This is a genomic window from Bifidobacterium moukalabense DSM 27321, from assembly GCF_000522505.1.
Taxonomy (GTDB): Bacteria; Actinomycetota; Actinomycetes; order Actinomycetales; family Bifidobacteriaceae; genus Bifidobacterium; species Bifidobacterium moukalabense.
In genome coordinates, this window is record NZ_AZMV01000007.1 from 638,587 (window position 1) to 657,137 (window position 18,551).

17 protein-coding genes and 5 tRNA genes are annotated in these 18,551 nt (G+C 60.3%); 15 read left to right on the top strand and 7 right to left on the bottom strand.

Translation table 11 applies throughout. The annotated features are described in order from the left end of the window. The first annotated feature begins 52 nt into the window (after window positions 1-52). Window positions 53-1,438 (top strand): mannose-6-phosphate isomerase, class I, encoded by a 1,386-nt coding sequence (manA, locus tag BMOU_RS08980; protein ID WP_034876849.1) that lies wholly within the window; start codon window positions 53-55, stop codon window positions 1,436-1,438. Here manA and serC read toward each other — a convergent pair. Further along, window positions 1,435-2,577, bottom strand: coding sequence for a phosphoserine transaminase (gene serC / locus BMOU_RS08985; protein ID WP_034876852.1), 1,143 nt, complete (start codon window positions 2,575-2,577; stop codon window positions 1,435-1,437). The genes manA and serC overlap by 4 nt on opposite strands. Window positions 2,578-2,774: 197 nt before the next feature. On the opposite strand from serC, the gene BMOU_RS08990 reads away from it, so the two are divergent. The 3 genes from BMOU_RS08990 (at window position 2,775) to BMOU_RS09000 (ending at window position 5,744) form a co-directional block, all read left to right on the top strand. Next, complete coding sequence (locus BMOU_RS08990; RefSeq protein ID WP_034876855.1) at window positions 2,775-3,731, top strand: CHAP domain-containing protein; 957 nt, start codon at window positions 2,775-2,777, stop codon at window positions 3,729-3,731. Between the two features lie 40 nt (window positions 3,732-3,771). Next, entirely contained in the window at window positions 3,772-4,539 is a 768-nt protein-coding gene (locus BMOU_RS08995) for a C40 family peptidase (RefSeq protein WP_371851377.1), read from the top strand. A 170-nt stretch (window positions 4,540-4,709) separates the two neighbouring features. After that, entirely contained in the window at window positions 4,710-5,744 is a 1,035-nt protein-coding gene (locus BMOU_RS09000) for a universal stress protein (protein WP_034876860.1), read from the top strand. Between the two features lie 110 nt (window positions 5,745-5,854). Here the strand turns inward: BMOU_RS09000 and BMOU_RS09005 are convergent, their stop codons facing one another. After that, complete coding sequence (locus BMOU_RS09005) at window positions 5,855-6,268, bottom strand: OsmC family protein (protein ID WP_034876862.1); 414 nt, start codon at window positions 6,266-6,268, stop codon at window positions 5,855-5,857. Window positions 6,269-6,466: 198 nt separating this feature from the next. On the opposite strand from BMOU_RS09005, the gene BMOU_RS09010 reads away from it, so the two are divergent. The 3 genes from BMOU_RS09010 to BMOU_RS09020 are packed head-to-tail and all read left to right on the top strand — an operon-like array spanning window position 6,467 to window position 8,568. Further along, a complete protein-coding gene (locus tag BMOU_RS09010) occupies window positions 6,467-7,339 on the top strand; it encodes a thymidylate synthase (protein WP_034877462.1) in 873 nt (290 codons plus the stop codon). Between the two features lie 57 nt (window positions 7,340-7,396). Then, the gene (locus BMOU_RS09015) at window positions 7,397-8,062 is read left to right on the top strand and encodes a dihydrofolate reductase (RefSeq protein ID WP_034876864.1); all 666 of its coding nucleotides are present in this window, start codon (window positions 7,397-7,399) and stop codon (window positions 8,060-8,062) included. An 8-nt stretch (window positions 8,063-8,070) separates the two neighbouring features. Then, entirely contained in the window at window positions 8,071-8,568 is a 498-nt protein-coding gene (locus BMOU_RS09020; protein ID WP_034876866.1) for a low molecular weight protein-tyrosine-phosphatase, read from the top strand. A gap of 44 nt (window positions 8,569-8,612) precedes the next feature. Here the strand turns inward: BMOU_RS09020 and BMOU_RS09025 are convergent. The 4 genes from BMOU_RS09025 to galE form a co-directional block, all read right to left on the bottom strand. Then, window positions 8,613-8,688 (bottom strand) — tRNA-Phe (locus tag BMOU_RS09025). 39 nt (window positions 8,689-8,727) lie between these two features. Next, a tRNA-Asp gene (locus BMOU_RS09030) sits at window positions 8,728-8,801 on the bottom strand. A gap of 95 nt (window positions 8,802-8,896) precedes the next feature. After that, window positions 8,897-9,472 (bottom strand): DUF4190 domain-containing protein, encoded by a 576-nt coding sequence (locus BMOU_RS09035; protein ID WP_034876868.1) that lies wholly within the window; start codon window positions 9,470-9,472, stop codon window positions 8,897-8,899. A gap of 155 nt (window positions 9,473-9,627) precedes the next feature. Next, window positions 9,628-10,638 carry a UDP-glucose 4-epimerase GalE gene (gene galE / locus BMOU_RS09040; RefSeq protein ID WP_034876870.1) on the bottom strand — a complete coding sequence of 337 codons (1,011 nt, stop codon included), beginning with the start codon at window positions 10,636-10,638 and terminating at the stop codon, window positions 9,628-9,630. Between the two features lie 178 nt (window positions 10,639-10,816). Between galE and trmB the strand changes: the two genes are divergently transcribed. The 5 genes from trmB to fucO all read left to right on the top strand — a co-directional run bounded on the left by trmB (window position 10,817) and on the right by fucO (window position 13,629). Beyond that, on the top strand, window positions 10,817-11,689 hold the full coding sequence (gene trmB, locus BMOU_RS09045) for a tRNA (guanosine(46)-N7)-methyltransferase TrmB (protein ID WP_034876872.1): 873 nt from the start codon (window positions 10,817-10,819) through the stop codon (window positions 11,687-11,689). A 134-nt stretch (window positions 11,690-11,823) separates the two neighbouring features. Next, window positions 11,824-11,895, top strand: a tRNA-Glu gene (locus tag BMOU_RS09050). Between the two features lie 25 nt (window positions 11,896-11,920). Next, a tRNA-Asp gene (locus BMOU_RS09055) sits at window positions 11,921-11,994 on the top strand. 31 nt (window positions 11,995-12,025) lie between these two features. Further along, a tRNA-Phe gene (locus tag BMOU_RS09060) sits at window positions 12,026-12,101 on the top strand. A 376-nt stretch (window positions 12,102-12,477) separates the two neighbouring features. Further along, the gene (gene fucO, locus BMOU_RS09065; RefSeq protein ID WP_034876876.1) at window positions 12,478-13,629 is read left to right on the top strand and encodes a lactaldehyde reductase; all 1,152 of its coding nucleotides are present in this window, start codon (window positions 12,478-12,480) and stop codon (window positions 13,627-13,629) included. 194 nt (window positions 13,630-13,823) lie between these two features. Here fucO and BMOU_RS09070 read toward each other — a convergent pair whose 3' ends face one another. Then, window positions 13,824-14,747, bottom strand: coding sequence for a glycosyltransferase family 2 protein (locus BMOU_RS09070; protein ID WP_034876879.1), 924 nt, complete (start codon window positions 14,745-14,747; stop codon window positions 13,824-13,826). A 56-nt stretch (window positions 14,748-14,803) separates the two neighbouring features. Between BMOU_RS09070 and BMOU_RS09075 the strand changes: the two genes are divergently transcribed. The 3 genes from BMOU_RS09075 to BMOU_RS09085 all read left to right on the top strand — a co-directional run bounded on the left by BMOU_RS09075 (window position 14,804) and on the right by BMOU_RS09085 (window position 18,535). Continuing rightward, entirely contained in the window at window positions 14,804-16,342 is a 1,539-nt protein-coding gene (locus tag BMOU_RS09075; protein WP_034876882.1) for an AI-2E family transporter, read from the top strand. After that, window positions 16,342-17,565, top strand: coding sequence for a glycosyltransferase family 2 protein (locus BMOU_RS09080; protein WP_034876885.1), 1,224 nt, complete (start codon window positions 16,342-16,344; stop codon window positions 17,563-17,565). Before BMOU_RS09075 ends, BMOU_RS09080 begins: the two co-directional genes overlap by 1 nt. Window positions 17,566-17,731: 166 nt before the next feature. Next, a complete protein-coding gene (locus BMOU_RS09085) occupies window positions 17,732-18,535 on the top strand; it encodes an ABC transporter ATP-binding protein (RefSeq protein ID WP_235143775.1) in 804 nt (267 codons plus the stop codon). Window positions 18,536-18,551 lie beyond the last annotated feature (16 nt).

Here is an 18,551-nt window from a genome sequence, read left to right on the forward strand (position 1 = left end):
AACGCGGGGTAACCTTGTAAGGTGGAATTGTGAGATAGGCGAAAGGAACGCGGTGTTTTCGATCGGCCCGGTGCCAAAGCGCTATGCTTGGGGCTCGAAAACACAGCTGCAGGGTCTGTTTTCGCTACCGGCGAACGGTGAGCCGTTGGCCGAGATGTGGTTCAGCGGGCATGAGGAGTCCCCCTCCGAAGTGACGTTGACCCCGGGCGTTCATATGCCGCTGCCTCAGGCGATTCGTAATGCGCCGGATATGATGGTCGGTCCGATATGCTCCGAACGCTTCGGCCCGGTACTGCCGTACCTGTTCAAAGTGATCTCCGCACGGATTCCGCTGTCGATGCAGGTGCATCCGGTTGGATTCCAGGCCCGGGCAGGCTTCAACGCCGAGAACGTCGCAGGGGTTCCGCTGGATTCGCCGGTGCGCTCATTCAAGGATGTGAACGAGAAAAGCGAGATGGTGGTGGCGCTTACCTCGTTTCAGGCTTCGGTCGGGTTCGCGTCGCGCGCCTTCGCCCTGCGGAACCTGCACGCCGTCGATCATCCGCTGGCCCGCCGCATGGAGTACGCGTTGGGTTCCCGCCCGCGGCATGACGAGCGGCCGGGGGAAGCTGATTTTTCCGAGGCCGACTCCCGTATGCCGATTGCCTCCGTGGTGTGGCCGACTTCCCATATAAGGACTTTTCGCGCCTTCCATGAGGCGATTGCCGCGAGTGCCGATCAGGCGTCCGGATTGCCGGAGGCGCTGGCTCATGCACGGGAGTCGGCCACGTCGTCGAAATGCAGGATGGCCTTTGACCATGCGATTGCCGCCGCGCAGGCGTTCCCCGGCGACGCCAGCGTATTGACGTTGCTGATGATGAATCCCGTGTCGTTGGATGAGGGCGATTCCGTATTCATTCCGGCGGGCACCCCGCATGCGTACATTCAGGGCACCGGCGCGGAAATCATGACGAATTCCGACAATGTGCTGCGCGCCGGCATGACGGTGAAGCATCGGGATATCGACAATCTGCTGCAATGCCTGAATTGCGCGTCCGTCGGCCCGATCGATCCCTCCGATGCGCGCCTGGGTACGTTCATCATGCGCGACATCGTGTTCTATCGTCCGCCTGCCGACGAATTCATGCTCGCCTACGGCCATGTGGATGGCGCAAGGCGTCCATGGCCGATACTCGACAGCATGGTGCAGCGCTACGGCAGGCTGGCCGATTACATGAAGGCCACCCATCAGCCATTGCCGCACCGTGGTCCGCGAGTGGTGCTGTGCACCGAAGGCAGGGTGTTGTGCCGCAGTGAGCGGGATTCACGTGCGCTTGCCGCCGGCGAGGCGGTGTTTGTGCCGGCGGACGAAGGCTGGCTGTCCGTGGATGCGGTGCGGGATGCGGCAAAGCCGGAGGATTCCTCCGGCTCGTTCATCGTCGCGTCCACCCCGTTCTAGAGATGTGCGACCACGTAGTCGATGCAGTGGATGAGTGCGGTCACGTCGGCCGGCTCCACGGAGGGGAATACGCCTACGCGCAACTGGTTACGCCCCAGCTTGCGGTAGCCGTTCGTGTCGACGATGCCGTTTTCGCGCAATACCGCCACCACTTGGGAGGCGTTGATGGACTCGTCAAGATCGATGGTGACCACGGCGTTTGAGCGTGCGGTCTTGTCGGCGACGAATGGTGAGGCGTAGTCGGACTGCTCCGCCCACGTGTACAGCAGCGAGGCGGATTTGGCGCAACGTGCCGAAGCCCATGCCAGACCGCCGTTGTCGTTGAGCCAGCGCACCTGGTTCTCCATCATCACCAGCGTGGCCACGGCCGGGGTGTTCAGCGTCTGGTCCTTACGGGAGTTCTCGATGGCCGAGGTGAGCGACAGGAACGGTGGGATCCAACGGCGTACGCCTGGCAGATCCACGCTTTTGGCGATGCCGTAGGCGCGTTCGATCGCCGCGGGGGAGAGCACGGCCACCCACAGGCCTCCATCCGATCCGAAGGCCTTCTGCGGGGAGAAATAATAGGCGTCGGTCTGTGAGATATCGACCGGCAGGGCCCCTGCCGCGCTGGTGGCGTCGATCAGCGTCAACGCGCCCCGTTCCTTGGAGCCTGCGATGCGCCTGACCGGTGCGGCCACGCCGGTGGAGGTCTCATTATGGGCCCAGCAGTAGGTATCCACATATTCGGTGAGTTCGGGCAGACGGTAGGTGCCCGGTTCCCCCGCGAAAATCTCCGGTTCTTCGAGGAACGGCGCCGATTGCGCGGACTTGGCGAATTTGGTGCTGAAGGAGCCGTAGGTGCCGAAGGCGGCCTTGCGGGTGATCAGCGAAGCGCAGGCGATATCCCAGAAGGTGCTGGCTCCGCCGTTGCCCAGCACGATCTCATAGCCGTCGGGAACCTGGAAGAAATTCGACAGACCTTCGCGAATGGAGGCCACGACCTGTTTGATGGGCGTCTGGCGGTGCGAGGTGCCCAGCAGGTTACGGGCCCCGTCGTCGAGGGCCTGGATCTGCTCGGGGCGGATCTTGCTCGGCCCCGAACCGAAACGCCCGTCTTCCGGCAGCAGTTTGGAAGGAATGGTTACGGTATTCGTCATGGTTCCTAGGGTAGCCAGATATGAGGATTGGGCGTCGCCATGACCGCCAGGCGGACTGAAGGCGTTCGTCAGTAAGGGGGATTGCTTCCGAGCTAAATCTCGGCCACGGTGTAACGTGTCTTATCGTGACGGTTCTATAACTCCATGTGCCGTAGGCGCGTGTGGGTTAAGGTACATCCGCAAGGAGTGATTGATTTATGAGTCATGCGGCGCATAAAGCTGCCCCGGGTTCGAAAGAGCGTTTCAGTGCCGCCAAGGCGCTGTTCGCGTCGAGTCGTGGTTCCCATACCGCCAAGGCCGTTCGTATGGTTCAGCTGGCCAATGGCGAGAGCGCCGTTGTCGGACTCGATCCGGCGGTTGCCGAAAAACTCAACGAAGTGGCGCCGATGACCCGTCGCGCCATGCGTGAGGCCGCACGCGCGTCGGAACGCCGTTCCACGATCGTGACCTCCGCATCGCTGGCCGCCCTGGTCGGTACCGCCGCCACGGCGTTGGCGTTCAGCCAGCAGAATTCGTCGAATCTGTTGGTGGCCGATGCGGCTACCACCACTACGCAGCTCAAGCGTGTGTCCGACACTTCCGCCGCGTCCCGTTCCGAGGAACGTACCGCCCTCAGCTCGCTGGTCGACTCCTCCGAAGAGTCGCAGACCTCCAATAACGGTGAATGGCAGCTGGGCGACACCAGCACGATCGCCGATGTCAGCCAGCTTTCCAAATCCAAGGCCAGCAATCCGAACGTTGCGGTGCTGATGGACCAGGATACCGAGTCGCTGCCCGCCGGATTCGATTCCGAGCATGCCACCGGCGATTCCGGCAATGCATACGAATTCAGCCAGTGCACGTGGTGGGCGTACGTGCGTCGCCACCAGCTCGGCCTGCCTGCCGGCTCCCACTTCGGCAACGGTTGCCAGTGGGCCGCTTCCGCGAAGGCTCTGGGCTACTGGGTCGACAACACGCCTCGTCATGTCGGCGACATCATCGTGTTTGCCGCGGGCCAGGAGGGTTCCGACTCCTATTACGGCCATGTCGCCATCGTCGAGAAGATCAATGACGACGGCTCCATCGTCACGTCCGAGTGCGGTTCCGTGATGAACGGCAAGACCTACTCCCGCACGCTCACCAATGTGAGCGATTTCCAGTACATCCACTACTGATTCGAGTTTTGTAGTCGGCCTGTCGTACACTTGTCTATTGATGAAGAATCTGACTAAACGTTGCTCAATGCTCACCGCTGTCGTCGCCGCTACCATGCTGTTCTCCGGTGCGGCGCCCGTGGCCCTTGCCGCCAGTGATGCAACAGACCAGGGTTCTGTTGTCGCCACACGGTCGTTCCCCAAGGTGAGCGCCGTGAAGAAGAACATTCTGGCCGAATCCACCTCCACCGAAGTCGAACAGGATTCCGACTGGGGCGGTGTGGAAAGCCTTGATGTCCCGCAAACCAAATCTCAGGCCGAAAAGGATGCCGAGGAACGTGCCGCTGCCGAGCAGCAGGCGCGTGAACAAGCCGCTGCGCAGGCTCAGCAGACCCAGCAGGCCTCCCGTAGTGCCGACCGTAGCGATCTGGCTACGGACAATTCCAGCAGCACCTCCACCGTTACCGTGACCCCGCCGAATGATGCGAGCGTGTCCAGCCTGCTGACGTTCGCCGGCCAGTTCGTAGGCAAGGTGCCGTACGTTTCCGGCGGCAATACCCCGTCCGGTTGGGACTGCTCCGGATTCGTGCAGTATGTGTATGGCCAGATGGGTGTCTCCCTGCCGCATTATTCCGGTGCACAGGCGACTGCGGGCCGTGCGGTCGGCAGCCTCGCCGAGGCGCAGCCGGGTGACATCATCGCCAATTCGCAGCATGCCGCCATCTATGTAGGCAATGGCATGGTGATCAATTCGCAGCTGAACGGCACTCGATACGATCCGATTGCCTGGGTCTTTACGAGCAGCTACAGCATCCGCCGCATTTTCTGACGACTGGTGGCTTTCACTGAAGGTGCATCTCCCTGATGGGGATGCACCTTTTGTCGTATGGACGACCGCAACTCGGCCGCGTCGCTACTGTTGAACGCGCATGTCGCGCGGTATTGTTGTGAATAGGGGCAGCGCATGGCGGCGCTGTACTAGGTTCAAGGAGGTCGTCCATGATTAACGACAAGGCAATCCTCGTTGGCGTTGATGGTTCCCACGCCAGCTACAAGGCCACATGGTGGGCAGCGAACTATGCGAAGCATGCGGGACTGACGCTGCAGATCGTCTGTGCATACTCGTTGCCGAGCTATGCCGCGGTGTCGTTCGATGCCACCTATACGGCAATGGGCGATGACAATGCGGCGCACAGCGATGCGCAGGAGATCCTGTCGAAGGCCAAGGCCATCGCCGACGAACAGGGTGTCGAGGCCGCAACGTTGATCGTTACGGGGGATCCGGCATCCGTATTCGTCGAACTGTCTCGCAACTACAATCTGATCGTCATCGGCAACCGCGGCAAGGGCGGTCTGGCGGAACGCCTGCTAGGGACCACCAGCTCCAGCCTGCCGGCCTACGCCTACTGCCCGATCGTGGTCGTGCCGTATACCGATGATGACGGCAATCTGATGCACCTGAACAACACCATCACCAAGGTGGCCGTTGGTTCGGATGAGTCCAAGTGGGGTCTGAAGGCACTTGAAATCGCGGCCGATTTCGCCGATGCCTGGGGCGCCGAGCTCGATGTGATCTCCGCGGTGCCGAATATGAAGGGCTCGGAGGACGAAGGCGTCATGGCGTCCTTCGAGGAGGATCTTGATGTTCGCATCAAGCCGTTGGAAGAGGCCCATCCGAACCTGAAGATCAACAAGCAGATCGTGCCCGGCCCGGCTGTCGGCGCGCTTACCAAGGCCAGCTACGATCATGACGTTGTGGTGGTCGGTTCCCGTGGCCGCGGCGGCTTCACCGGTCTGTTGCTGGGATCCACCAGCCAGGGCCTGCTGCAGCATGCCGTTGGGCCGGTCTACGTGGTGCCACGCAAGTATGTGGAGGCCGCGGAAAGCCGTCTCGATACGGTGCCGAGCTCTCCGGCCGATGTCAAGCCGAAGTCCCTTGAAGACATCAAGGGCGTCGAGGAGATTCCTGTCACCAAGGCGGAACCGGATGTGGTCGAAGCCATTGAGACCAAGATCGACCCGGAGCGTCACTGATACGCCAATGCCTCCGATCGGGGCGTAACGGGAGACATGGCAAAGGGCTTGCGATTCCAATCGAAACGGGAATCGCAAGCCCTTTGCCATGTCTTGTCTTGAAACGCGGCCTAGTGCTTGATGGTCACGTTCATGCGCACTGGGGTCGGCTCCACATACGTGTGCTTCACCGTGCAGCCCTTGTCGATATGGCGGGTGACGCGTTCCTTGAGCTTGTCGACGTCCTCGTCGCTCAGGCCCGCCTCGGTGGCGTCGATTTCGACCTGCTCGTCGAAACCGATGTAGGCGTCGCTGTCGGCGTCATAGGTGCCGTCGACAACGATCTTCGCACCCTTGCCCTCACCAAGCGTGTGCTCGACGGCGAACTGGCTCGACAGTGCCGCGCAGCCGGCCAAGGCGATCTTCATCAGATCGCCAGGAGTGAACTGGCCACGGCCCTTGCCGAACTTGATATGGGCGCCGTCCTCGCTGAACGCATCCCAGGAACCGTCTTTATTGCGCTCAACCCACAGTCGCTTGCCCATGGAACCTCCTCATCGTCTTGCAGGGAGCGCCGTTCGCTCCTCTTCACCTATCCTAATGTAGTCCATATGGATTCGTTCGCTGCGGAACGTTCCGAAAAGCGTGAGGGAACATGGCCAAGAACATGCCCGTGTGGATTGTGATGGTAAATGCATAGGCAGTCCCGCTCGATGTTGCGTTTGCCGGCTATGCTTGCAAGCATGGCTTTGACACCGGAACAACTTGCAGACATTCGTACCCGTATCCCCGCACGCCCCGATACCGACATCCCTATGCCGTATGAGGATCTCGTGCGCAGGATCCTGACGGAAGGCACCTTGAAGTCCGACCGTACGGGCACCGGTACGATCAGCCTGTTCGGCCAGCAGATTCGTTTCGATCTGAAAGACAGCTTCCCGTTGCTTACTACGAAAACCGTGTTCTTCAAAGGATTGGCCTACGAATTGCTGTGGTTCCTCAAAGGCTCCACCAACGTGCGCTGGCTGCAGGAGCATAATGTGCACATCTGGGACGAATGGGCCGACGAGAACGGCGATCTCGGCCCGGTGTACGGCGCGCAGTGGCGTAGCTGGCCCGCGCCCACGCCGGACGATCCGAACCGTACCATCGATCAGATCACGAATGTGCTTGATCTGATCAGGCATCATCCGGATTCGCGTCGTATGGTGGTGTCCGCCTGGAATCCCGCCGAGGTGGAGCATATGGCCTTGCCGCCATGCCACGCGCTGTTCCAGTTCTACGTGGCCGACGGCCGGCTGAGCTGCCAGCTGTACCAGCGTTCGTGCGACATGTTCCTCGGCGTACCGTTCAACATCGCCTCCTATTCGCTGCTCACCCTCATGATGGCGCAGCAGGCCGGCCTGGAACCGGGGGAGTTCGTATGGACCGGCGGCGACTGCCATGTGTACGACAATCACATCGACCAGGTGCTTGAGCAGCTTGGCCGCGAACCGTATCCGTACCCGAAGATTCGCATTCACAAGGCCGAATCGTTGTTCGACTACGATTACGGTGACTTCGAGATCATCGATTACCGGCACCACCCCACCATCAAGGCGCCGGTGGCCGTCTGAGCGTCTGCGCCAGACGCTAGACTACTGACCCTAGTCCAATCTCAAGGAGTGAATGAAATGGAGCATGATAGTAGCCGCAGTGGCTATCACGAACCCGAGCCCGGACATGCCGGGCTTGAGGACGAGGAGGATTGGGGCGACGATTTTCCCAAGACCTTTTCGGTGAATCTGATTTGGGCGCAGGCACGCGACAAGGAAGGTCGCGACGGCGCCATCGGATTCGAGGGTGGCATGCCTTGGCGTCTGCCGGAGGATATGAAGCATTTCACGGAACTTACCGTCTCGCATCCGGTCATCATGGGCAGAAGAACATGGGAATCGTTGAGCCCGAAGTTCCGCCCGTTGCCGAATCGCGACAATATCGTGATCTCGCATGATCCGGCATATTCCGCACCGGGCGCGACCGTGGTCGACACGTTGGATGACGCACTCGACCTGGCCCGGCAGGAGGCCATTCCGGACGACGGCCTCGATCGCAGTGAAATCTGGATCATCGGCGGAGCGCAGGTGTTCCGCGATGCGCTGCCGTTTGCCGACAAGGCGTATGTGACGCAGATCAGCATGCACGTCGATGCCGACACCTACGCGCCCGACATCGCTTCGCTGGCTGAGTCCGGCGCATGGCATATGACTGAGGAAGGCGTGTGGCAAGGCACGCAGAAGGGCTCCGACGACATCGCCGGATTCCGTTTTGTGACATACGAGAGAACCCGCGAGGAGTAAATCCGTTCATGTATACCGTGATGACCGTGTGTACGGGCAATATCTGCCGTTCCCCCATGGCCGAGATCATTCTGCGCACCGAATTCGAACGTCGTGGTCTGGCCGACAGGGTCAACGTCGAATCCAGCGGCGTCAGCGATGAGGAATACGGCAATCCGATCGACCGCCGTGCGGTGAAGGTGCTGAAGGAACGTGGCTACGAGCTGCCGGCGCATCATTTCGCACATCGCATCACCCGCGATGAGATCGAACGCACCGATCTGTTCCTGCCGATGACCGCCTCGCATATGCGCGCGCTGCTCCGCCAGCTGCCGCAGTCCAAGCGCGGTGAAGTGCACATGTACCGCAGCTTCGATCCGAATCTGCCGAAGCCGCCGGCCGGGTACGAGAGCGAAATCGACCTGGTGGACCCGTGGTATGGCGGGGCCCACGAGTTCGAAGTGGCGATAGATCAGATCGAAGAGGTTGCGCCGTATATCGTCGATTGGGTCGAACAACAACTGTGACGGACGAATAAGCCCCGGATTGTTCCGGGGCTTTATGGTATCGATGGTGGCTCCGAGCGGCATCGATCCGCTGACCTAACGATTTTCAGTCGTTCGCTCTACCAACTGAGCTACAGAGCCGTGAACATTAAAAAACCCGGCATAACCGGGTTTCGTTCGCGACCCCGGCCGGACTTGAACCGGTGACCTCCGCCGTGACAGGGCGGCGCTCTAACCAACTGAGCTACGGGGCCGTTGCTGCAGGTCGTTTCCGACTGGCAACAGATAGATATATTACGGCAAAGTCGACATCACGCAAATCACGGCGTGTCACCCTTGCCGTAGGGCATCAGGACTGCTGCTCCGATTCCAACTCGTTCAGCAGGTTCTCAAGCTCCTGACGATCCTGGTTGTCAAGCGGGGAGTCGTAATTGCTGTTGCTGTAGCTGCTGTAATCAAAATTCTCGAGCCCTTGTCGCATCAGACTGAGGAAGGTGTTCACGACCAGTATGGCCACGATGAGGTTGAACACCATGATGGCGGCACTGATGATGATGCCGGCAACGGCCATGCCCTTGCTGCGTTCGCCGGATTTGTTGATCTGCACCATGGCGACGATGGAGAGGATCAGGCCGGCCAGCGGTATGAAGAACGCCAGCACGAAGCCGACGATGCATAGGTTGTTCCAACGCTGGTCCGCAGGCTGCGGGTATGCCTGATACACGCCCTGCGGAGGGTATGGCTGGTTTGCCTGTGGGGCCTGCTGATACGGATTCTGCGCATACGCCGGCTGGCCGTACTCCTGCTGCTGTGAGGGCTGGGGAACTTCAGACTGCGGAGACACGGTCTGGAAATTCTGCGGGATGGACTCGGTGGGCTGATCCTGCGGCTGCTGCGGCGCAGGGCTGTTTTGATAATCACTCATAAGGCAAGTGTAGCCGATATCGATGGAAATGGCTTGTCTGAGGGCTAAGAAAGAACGGGTGTCGCATGAGGGGAAAACTTCCCATGCGGCACCCGTTACAGGTGTCGATGCCGTGCGTTGCTCACGGCATCACGTTTCGGCAGTCTTCACCGGTCTCAGTCGGCCTGCTTCCAGGTCTCGACGTCGATGTGGTGCTCCGGGTTGGCCTGCCATGCGGCCCAGGCGGACTTCACGATGTCTTCGACATCGTACTTGGCGTGCCAGCCCATCTCCTCGTTGATGCGCTTCGGAGAGCCGATCAGGTGCGGCGGATCGCCGGCACGACGGCCCATGACGGCCTCCTTGAACGGCAGTCCGGTGACCTTCTTGACCTCGTCGACGATCTGGCGCACGGAGGTGCCTTCGCCGGTGCCGACATTGAAGGCGTCGTACTTGCGCTCGTCGCGGTCCAGATACTTCAGGGCGGCGATGTGGGCATCGGCCAGATCGGACACGTGGATGTAGTCGCGCACGCAGGTGCCGTCCGGGGTCGGGTAGTCATCACCGAAGATCGCCGGGGCCTTGCCCTTCTTCAGGCGGTCGAACAGCATCGGAATGAGGTTCAGGATCGCCGGGTCCTCCAGTTCGACCGGGCCGCAGCCGGCCACGTTGAAGTAGCGCAGTCCGCAGAAGCGAATGCCGTATGGTTCCTCGCAGGCGCGGGCCATCCACTCGCCGAACAGCTTGGTCTGGCCGTACGGGTTGATCGGCAGCATCGGCACCACGTCTTCCGGCACCACGTCGACCGGCGGCACGCCGTAGGTGGCTGCGGAGGAGGAGAACACAAGCTTCTTGGCACCGGAATCACGCATGCCGATGAGCACGTTGAGCATGCCGTTGATGTTCTGCTGGTAGTACCACAGCGGCTTTTCGACGGATTCGCCGACCTGCTTGCGGGCCGCGAAGTGGATTACGGAATCTACGTCCTCGGCCTTCATGATCTCGGCGAGGCGCTCGCCGGCGCCCGGGGCGGCGATGTCCATGCCGTACAGTCGGGAGCCTTCGATGCGGGTGGGCTTGCCGTAGCTCAGATCGTCTACGACGACGACCTGCTCACCGGCCTGATGAAGAGCATGGACGACATGGGCGCCGATGTAGCCGCACCCACCAGTGACGAGAACTGTCATGTCTGGCCTTTCCTATGTTGAGCGTCAGTGCGGATATGCGGTTGCGGCGAATACGTCGAAAGCATAACCGTTGTTCACTTTTGCTCAGGTTTGTTACCTTTTGAACAATTTGAGTATAACACGTGAACACGAACGCACATAATCCGTCCGTTCCTGCGTTTCCTCTATAAATTAGGGTATGCAAGAAGTGATGAACACGCCGACCGATGGTCGGGAATCCGACGCAAACGCGCACGATGAGGCAAATGCAAACGAGCGACGTCCGGTGCTGTACGGACGCAAGGTGCTTTCGTTCGTGCGCCGTTCCGCAAGGCTGGACGCGCGCCTGCAGCGCGCATGGGATGCATATTCGGACGCGTATCTGCTGAATATCAATGCAGGCGAAGGCTCGCTCGACGTGCGCGAGGGGTTCGTGCTGGATGATGCCTATATCCGCGAAACCTGGGGCAACGGCAATCCGTTGGTCGTGGAGATCGGTTCCGGACAGGGCGAGAACATCGTGGCCGCGGCGGCCGCCGAGCCACAGACCAACTTCCTGGCGCTGGAGGTCTACGATCCGGGCGTGGCACGCACGATGCTGCTGGCGGGCAAGCAGGGGCTCGGGAACCTGCACATCGCCCAGGTCAACGCACCGGAGCTGTTCAAGGTGACCGCGGATGGTGCGATCGCCGAAGTGTGGACCTTCTTCCCCGACCCGTGGCCGAAGATGCGCCATCACAAGCGTCGTATCGTGCAGCCCGAGCTGGCCGGTGAGATCCATCGCACATTGAAGGCCGGGGGAGCGTGGCGCATCGCCACCGACATCGAGGACTACGCGCTGCATGTGCACGAGGTGATGGATGGGCTAGGGTCGTTCCGCAACGACGGCGACGTGACCGTGAGCCTGCCGGTGGAACACGTCGGCAAAGGTAATGCGGATGAGGCGGCCGGTCTTGAGCATGCCGATTTCACTGAGTCCGCACGCTTCGACGGGCGCGTGCTCACCAACTTTGAAAAGAAGGGCCTTGCCGCAGGTCGGGTGATTCACGATTTCACCTACCGCAAGGTCTGATGATGGCGGGGGGTGAGTATGGTTACGGCTCTCATTCCCGCCATTGCAACGGTTTGTGATACGACACGCCGGGGTTGCATGTCGTTGAGATTCGCGTATAGTAGGGCGAGTTGTCAAGCGGAAACGCTGAAAGCGCCCCCTTCGTCTAACGGTTAGGACACCAGACTTTCAATCTGACAACGAGAGTTCGACTCTCTCAGGGGGTACTTGCCTTGGTAACAAGGTGGCAATGGCCCCGTAGCTCAGTTGGTTAGAGCGCCGCCCTGTCACGGCGGAGGTCACCGGTTCAAGTCCGGCCGGGGTCGCTGGAACAGAAGAACGATGTCATCTGTTCATGGCTCTGTAGCTCAGTTGGTAGAGCGAACGACTGAAAATCGTTAGGTCAGCGGATCGATGCCGCTCGGAGCCACCATGGCAAGCCCGCATATCTGCGGGCTTTTTCGTTTCTCATACCTTATCCGTATTCGGATTTGTGGATGCCAATCCCCCTGATAATAAGAGACATGTCGGGGCGACAATCGTTCTTTCGTAGTATCTTGTGGTTTCGGGCATGTTTTTCTTTTCCGCAATATCACTGTCTCTTTTCGCGCTGGTGGATGAACGGACGGTATGACTGTATGCGACGGTCATGCCAAGTGATATGCCGAAACTTTCGGGAACGTTCACGGGAATCTTTGTGTCGTTGTCTCGAAAATCCCCTTAATCAGGTCTATGATGATTCTCGTCAGGTCGCAACAATGGTGATTGCGACCCCCGAACACAGTACCTTTGCTTAAAGGAGAGCACTTATGGTCTATCGCATGATTTTCAACCAGACCGCATACTTCGGCCGTGGCGCCATCAAGGAGATTCCGGGCGTGGCCAAGTCCCACGGCTTCACCAAGGCGTTCATCATCACCGATCCGGTGCTGCTTGAAACCGGTACCGTCAAGAAGGTCACCGACGTGCTTGACGAGGCGGGCATGCCGTACGAGGTGTTCAGCAACGTCAAGCCGAATCCGCCGGTCGAATGCATTCAGGATGGCGTGGCCAAGTTCGCCGCATCCGGCGCCGACTTCCTGATCGGCTTGGGTGGCGGCTCCCCGCAGGACACCTGCAAGGGCATCGGCATCATCACCGCCAATCCGGAGTTCGCCGACGTGCTTTCGCTTGAGGGCGTCGCCGACACCAAGAATCCGTCCGTGCCGATCTTCGGCGTACCGACCACCGCCGGCACCGCCTCCGAAACCACCATCAACTATGTGGTCACCGACACGGCCAACAAGCGCAAGTTCGTGGCCGTCGACCCGCATGACATTCCGATCGTAGCCTTCGTGGACCCCGATCTGACCGACTCCATGCCGCGCGGCCTCAAGGTCGCCACCGGTCTTGACGCCCTGACCCACGCCATCGAAGGCTATATCACCCCGGGCGCATGGAGCCTGTCCGACTGCCTGTCGATGCAGACCATCCGCATGATCGCCAAGAACCTCGCCAAAAGCGCCGATGGCGATGTTCCCGCAGGCGAGCAGATGGCCTATGCCTCCTACATCACCGGCATGGCCTATTCCAACGTCGGCCTCGGCCTGGTGCATGGCATGGCGCATCCGCTGGGTGGCCGCCTCGGCGTGGCCCATGGTGTGGCCAACGGCATTCTGCTGGCGCCGGTCATGGAATACAACAAGGACTTCACCGGCGAGAAGTACCGTGACATCGCCGATGCGTTCGGCGTCGAGGACGCCTACACCGGCGACCTCGAGAAGGTGCGCGAAGAGGCCGTGCAGGCCGTGCACAAGCTCACCGTCGACCTGAAGAACCCGACCACCATCTCCGAAGTCGGCGCCACCGAGGCCGATCTGGAGCCGTTGGCGCATGACGCCTTCCACGACGTATGCACGCCGGGCAACCCGCGTCAGGCCACGCAGGAAGACATCCTCGCCATCTACAAGAGCCTGATGTGATGTGGCTCCTCACGATAATGAGCCGGTCATGGCGCGAATCGTGAGGAAATCGACGCCGACAATCGATTGTGGTGCCGATTCCATGAATCCACCTCGGAAACCCGGGTGTGCTCCATGGAATCGGCACCACAATTCCTTTTCGGGCCAATTCATGGGGCTTGGCGCCGTGACCTGCGGTGCTGGCCCGTGAACCCCTATTCGTGCCGTACGCTCCACTCCTCATCGGTGGGGGTATCGTCATAGAGCTCACGGCCCTCCTGCTCGGCCAGTTCCATCTGCTCGTTGATCCATGCGGCCTCGGCGGGGTTGATGTCGGCCGTGTCAAGCACCTTCTGCCATACCGGGTACAGCATGTGCATCACCGGATAGAGCGCGGTGATGAGGATCTCCGGCTTATGCTTGCGGGAATGCTGCGGGTGCGCGTTGAACGTGTTCTTGAACCGGCGCATGTAGTTCAGGAACGACGTGGGGGAGGTGTCCATGCGGCGCGCGCTGATGCCGGCGATCATGCGCGGGCAGTACACCGTCTTCAGATCCTTGCCGAGCAGATGCAGCGAGATATCGATGTCCTCATGCATCACATCCGATTTGTCGCGGCATACCTCACCCGCGATTTCGCGCCAGGCTGAGGCGCGTAACGCCATGTTCGATCCGAACAGCAAAGGCTGGCCATCATCGGCCTTGTAGATGCGCTTGCGGGTGGAGTTGTCGCCGCGGAGCCCGAAATGGCGGCTCGGCATGTCGTAGTACATCACCGGACCGGTGGCGCCCATGGCCTCCGGATCCTCGGTGAAGATGCCGGAAACCACCTCGACCCAGTCCGGGCGGATCATGCAATCGGCGTCGAAACGGCCCAGCACGTCGCCAGTGGCATGGTTCAAGCCGTAATCACGCGTGGGAATCAGGCCCTGCTCCTCATCCTGATGCAGCAGACGAACCGGAGCCTCGGGATGATCCCTCATGAACTGCTCGACCACGGCGACGGTCGAATCGGTGGAGCGGTTATCGACGACAATCACCTCATGTGGCATCACGGTCTGCCTGGTGGCGTTGAGCAGGCAATCGTTGATACGCTCCGCTTCATTCCATGCAGGGATGACAATTGAAACGTTCAGCATGCCTACAAGAATATGTGCCAGCCCGTACACGGCGTCTGTCGCTACAATAAGGAGCCATGAGCGAACGCGTACGGCATACGAACGATACGGCAGACGATACGGCGACTGCCACAAACACCACGAATACGGCGAAAACCACACCGGATGACGGGCAGCGTTGGGATTTGGGCACCCTGTTCCCGGCGAAGGGCGATCCCAGAAGACCGCCGGAATGGATGGGCCGAGCCTTGCTGTACATCGCCATCGCCATCGTGGTGTTCAGCTTCTGCTGGCGTTCCTGGGGGCAGATCGCATATCTGGTCATGGACATCGTGATCTCCCTGTTCCTCGCGCTCGCGGTGGAACCGGTGGTGATGCCGCTGGTCAAACACGGATGGAAGCGTGCCTTCGCCTCGCTGTTCGCGCTGGTATTGCTGGCGGTGATCCTGTGCACGCTGCTCGGCCTGTTCGGCAACATGTTCGTGCAGCAGGTGATCGCCATGATCAACGGCCTGCCTGACCTGTACAAGCAGATCTGCGATTTCGTGAGCCAGTACACGAATTTCGAACTGCCTGAGATCAACAGTCTCGGCAGTGAGATCCTCAAGAACATACAGACCTCCTGGGTCACCGATTTCGCGGGCACGGCCCTGAGCACGGTGTCCGGCCTGTTCTCCTTCCTGCTGAATCTCATGACCATCGTGATGACCACGTATTACATTTCCGCTGCCGGCCCGAAGCTGCGCCGCGCCGCCTGCCAGTGGATGGCGCCGGCCGCACAGCGCCGCTTCCTGTTCGTATGGACCGTCAGCCAGGGGCAGATCTCGTCATTCCTGTTCTCCCGTGCGCTTCTTGCATTGCTCAACGCCGTGTTCACCGCCATCTGCCTGGAAGTCCTGCATGTGCCGTATTGGCTGCCGTTGGCGTTGTTCTGCGGCGTCACCTCGCAGTTCATCCCGATGCTCGGCACCTATATCGGCGGCGCGCTGCCGGTGCTGTTCGCCTGGGGCAACCGGGGTATCTGGTATGGTATCGCCGTGCTTGCATTCATCTGCGTCTACCAGCAGATCGAAAACCTGATTTTCGCGCCGAAGATCTCGCAGCGCACCATGAACATCAACGATGCCGTCGCCTTCCTTGCCGTACTCGCCTTCGGCTCGTTGTTCGGTGCGCTCGGCGCATTCCTGGCGCTGCCGGTCACCGCCTCCATCCAGACCATCTTCCGTACCTACACCAAGCGGTACGATCTGGTTGATTCCCCGCTGATGAACGATCCGGTTCCGGAAAGGAAATCGAAGGTGGTGGAGGGCGCCGAGGCGATCAGCGAGCGTGTACTGCACCATATACCGCGTGCCGTGCAGGGCTCCACCGCGAATGTGCCGATCTCGGACGAGGTGCGTCAACTGCAGGAACAGGCGTACAATATCAGCCCGTCGGGTGGTTCGGACGATGCCGACGATTCGCAGACGCTCGCCATTCCGAAGAACGCGCTTTCCGCACGCGGCAACAATCCGCTGAAGGGAACGCAAGACGCGGACGAAACGCAATCAGGCGAGACTCCCGACCCCGAAACGCATGACGCATCCGACGATAATCCGAGAAGTAGGTGGCGCTAATGGTACTGCTGAGCGTACTGGACGTGATCCTGGTCGTCCTCGGCGGCGCGGGCATGGTTTACCAGGCGGTGTGCATTCTCATCTCCCTGTTCACCAAGCCGGTTAGATTCCCCGAAGCCCCGATGGACAAGCGGTATGCCGTACTGATCTCCGCGCGCAACGAAGAGAACGTCATCGGCAATCTCATCACCTGCATCCAGACTCAGACCTACCCGAAGGATCTCATCGACATCTGGCTGGTGGCCGACAACTGCACCGACACCACCGCCGAAGTGGCGCGCGGCATGGGTTGCCATGTCATCGAACGGTTCAACCAGCAGCTCATCGGCAAGGGATATGCGCTGACCTATCTGCTCGACCGGATGAACGAGTCCGGCGCGTCCGACCCATATGACGCCTTCTTCGTGTTCGACGCTGACAACAAGCTTGACCGGCACTACTTCGAAGAGATGAACAAGGCGTTCCAGTCCGGCTTCAAGATTCTGACCAGCTACCGCAATTCCGTAAACCTGTCCGACAACTGGGTCTCTTCGGGCTCCGCACTGTGGTTCATCCGCGAATCGCGATTCCTGAGCGCCTCACGCATGTGGCTCGGCAACAGCTGCCATGTCGGCGGCACCGGCTTCATGTTCTCGCAGGAGATCATGCGTCGCAACAACGGCTGGAAGTTCCATCTGCTGACCGAAGACCTCGAATTCACCATGGATTCCGTGCTGCATGGCGACCGCATCGGCTATTGCGGCACCGCCATCCTGTATGACGAGCAGCCCGTCACCTTCTCGCAGAGCTGGCGTCAGCGTCTGCGGTGGAGCAAGGGATTCCTGCAGGTGTTCCGCTATTACGGTCCGGCCCTGATCAAACGTGCGATTCGCGAACGTGACTTCTCCGCCGTCGATTTCACGCTGTTGCTCTGCCCGTTCACCGTGCTCGGCATAGCCCGCATCCTGCTCGGCCTGCTGTTCGCGCTGTGCGGATTCGTGACTTGGCAGAGCCAGCTCAATTCGCTTACCGGGTGGACATCCGGCATCGTGATGTCGGTGGTTGGCATGATGGGATTGGCGGCGCTGACCATCATCGTGGAACGCGATCATGTGGGGGCCACCAACAAGGAGCTGTTCGCCTACGTGCTGAGCTTCCCGATCTACATGTTCAGCTATGTGCCGATTTCATTCCAGGCGGTGTTCTCCAAGGCGGAGTGGAAGCCAATCGAACACAAGGGCTGACGGCCGATCGCCGGTGGAGCCACTTTTCGCTTGATACCGCGGTTTTTCGTACGTATTGGGAGAAAAAACATTTCGTTGACGGCGTAGCTTATATGGAAAGTTCGCTACGAGCGTAATGTATGTTTTATTTCGGGGGTGATAGGGTGTTGACATGAGTTTAGACAATATGACTCCCTCTGTGGGATTTGCCCCGGCCGTTCCCCTGGATGCCTCCGCGGCGGTTTCGATTCGCGGCCTGTTCAAGCGCTTCGAGCAGAAGGTGGCCGTCAATGGATTGTCTCTGGACATTCCGGTGGGTTCCTTCTATGGATTGGTCGGACCGAACGGTGCCGGCAAGACGACCACACTCAATATGGTGACCGGCTTGCTCGTGCCTGATGGCGGTGCGGCCATGATTCTCGGTCGTGACGTATGGCGCGACCTGAACGCAGTGAAGCGTTCCATCGGTGTGATGCCGCAGCCCGACCAGATCTTCGACCGGCTGACGGGCCTGCAGCTGCTCGTCTACGCAGGCATGCTGCGTGGCATGAAACGCGCCGAATCGGTCAAACGCGCCAACGACCTGTTAGGGGCCTTCGACCTGACCGGCGCCGCGAACGTGATGGTCGCCGACTACTCGGCCGGCATGACCAAAAAGATCTGCCTGGCCAGCGCCATGATCCACAGCCCGCGCGTCCTCGTGCTCGACGAGCCGTTCGAATCGGTCGATCCGGTCTCCAGCGCGAATCTCAAGGACATCCTCATCGAATACGCCTCCACCGGCGGCACCGTCATCATCTCGTCGCACGTCATGGCACTCGTCGAGAAGATGTGCACGCATGTGGCCGTCATCAACAAGGGGCAGGTCTGTGCGGCCGGAACCGTGGAGCAGGTCGCGGCCGGCGAGGATCTCGAGGAGCGCTTCCTGCAATTGGTCGGCGGCCGCCACGCGGCGGCGCACCTGTCGTGGCTGGACGGTGGTGCGCAGTGAACACCGTCGGAACCAT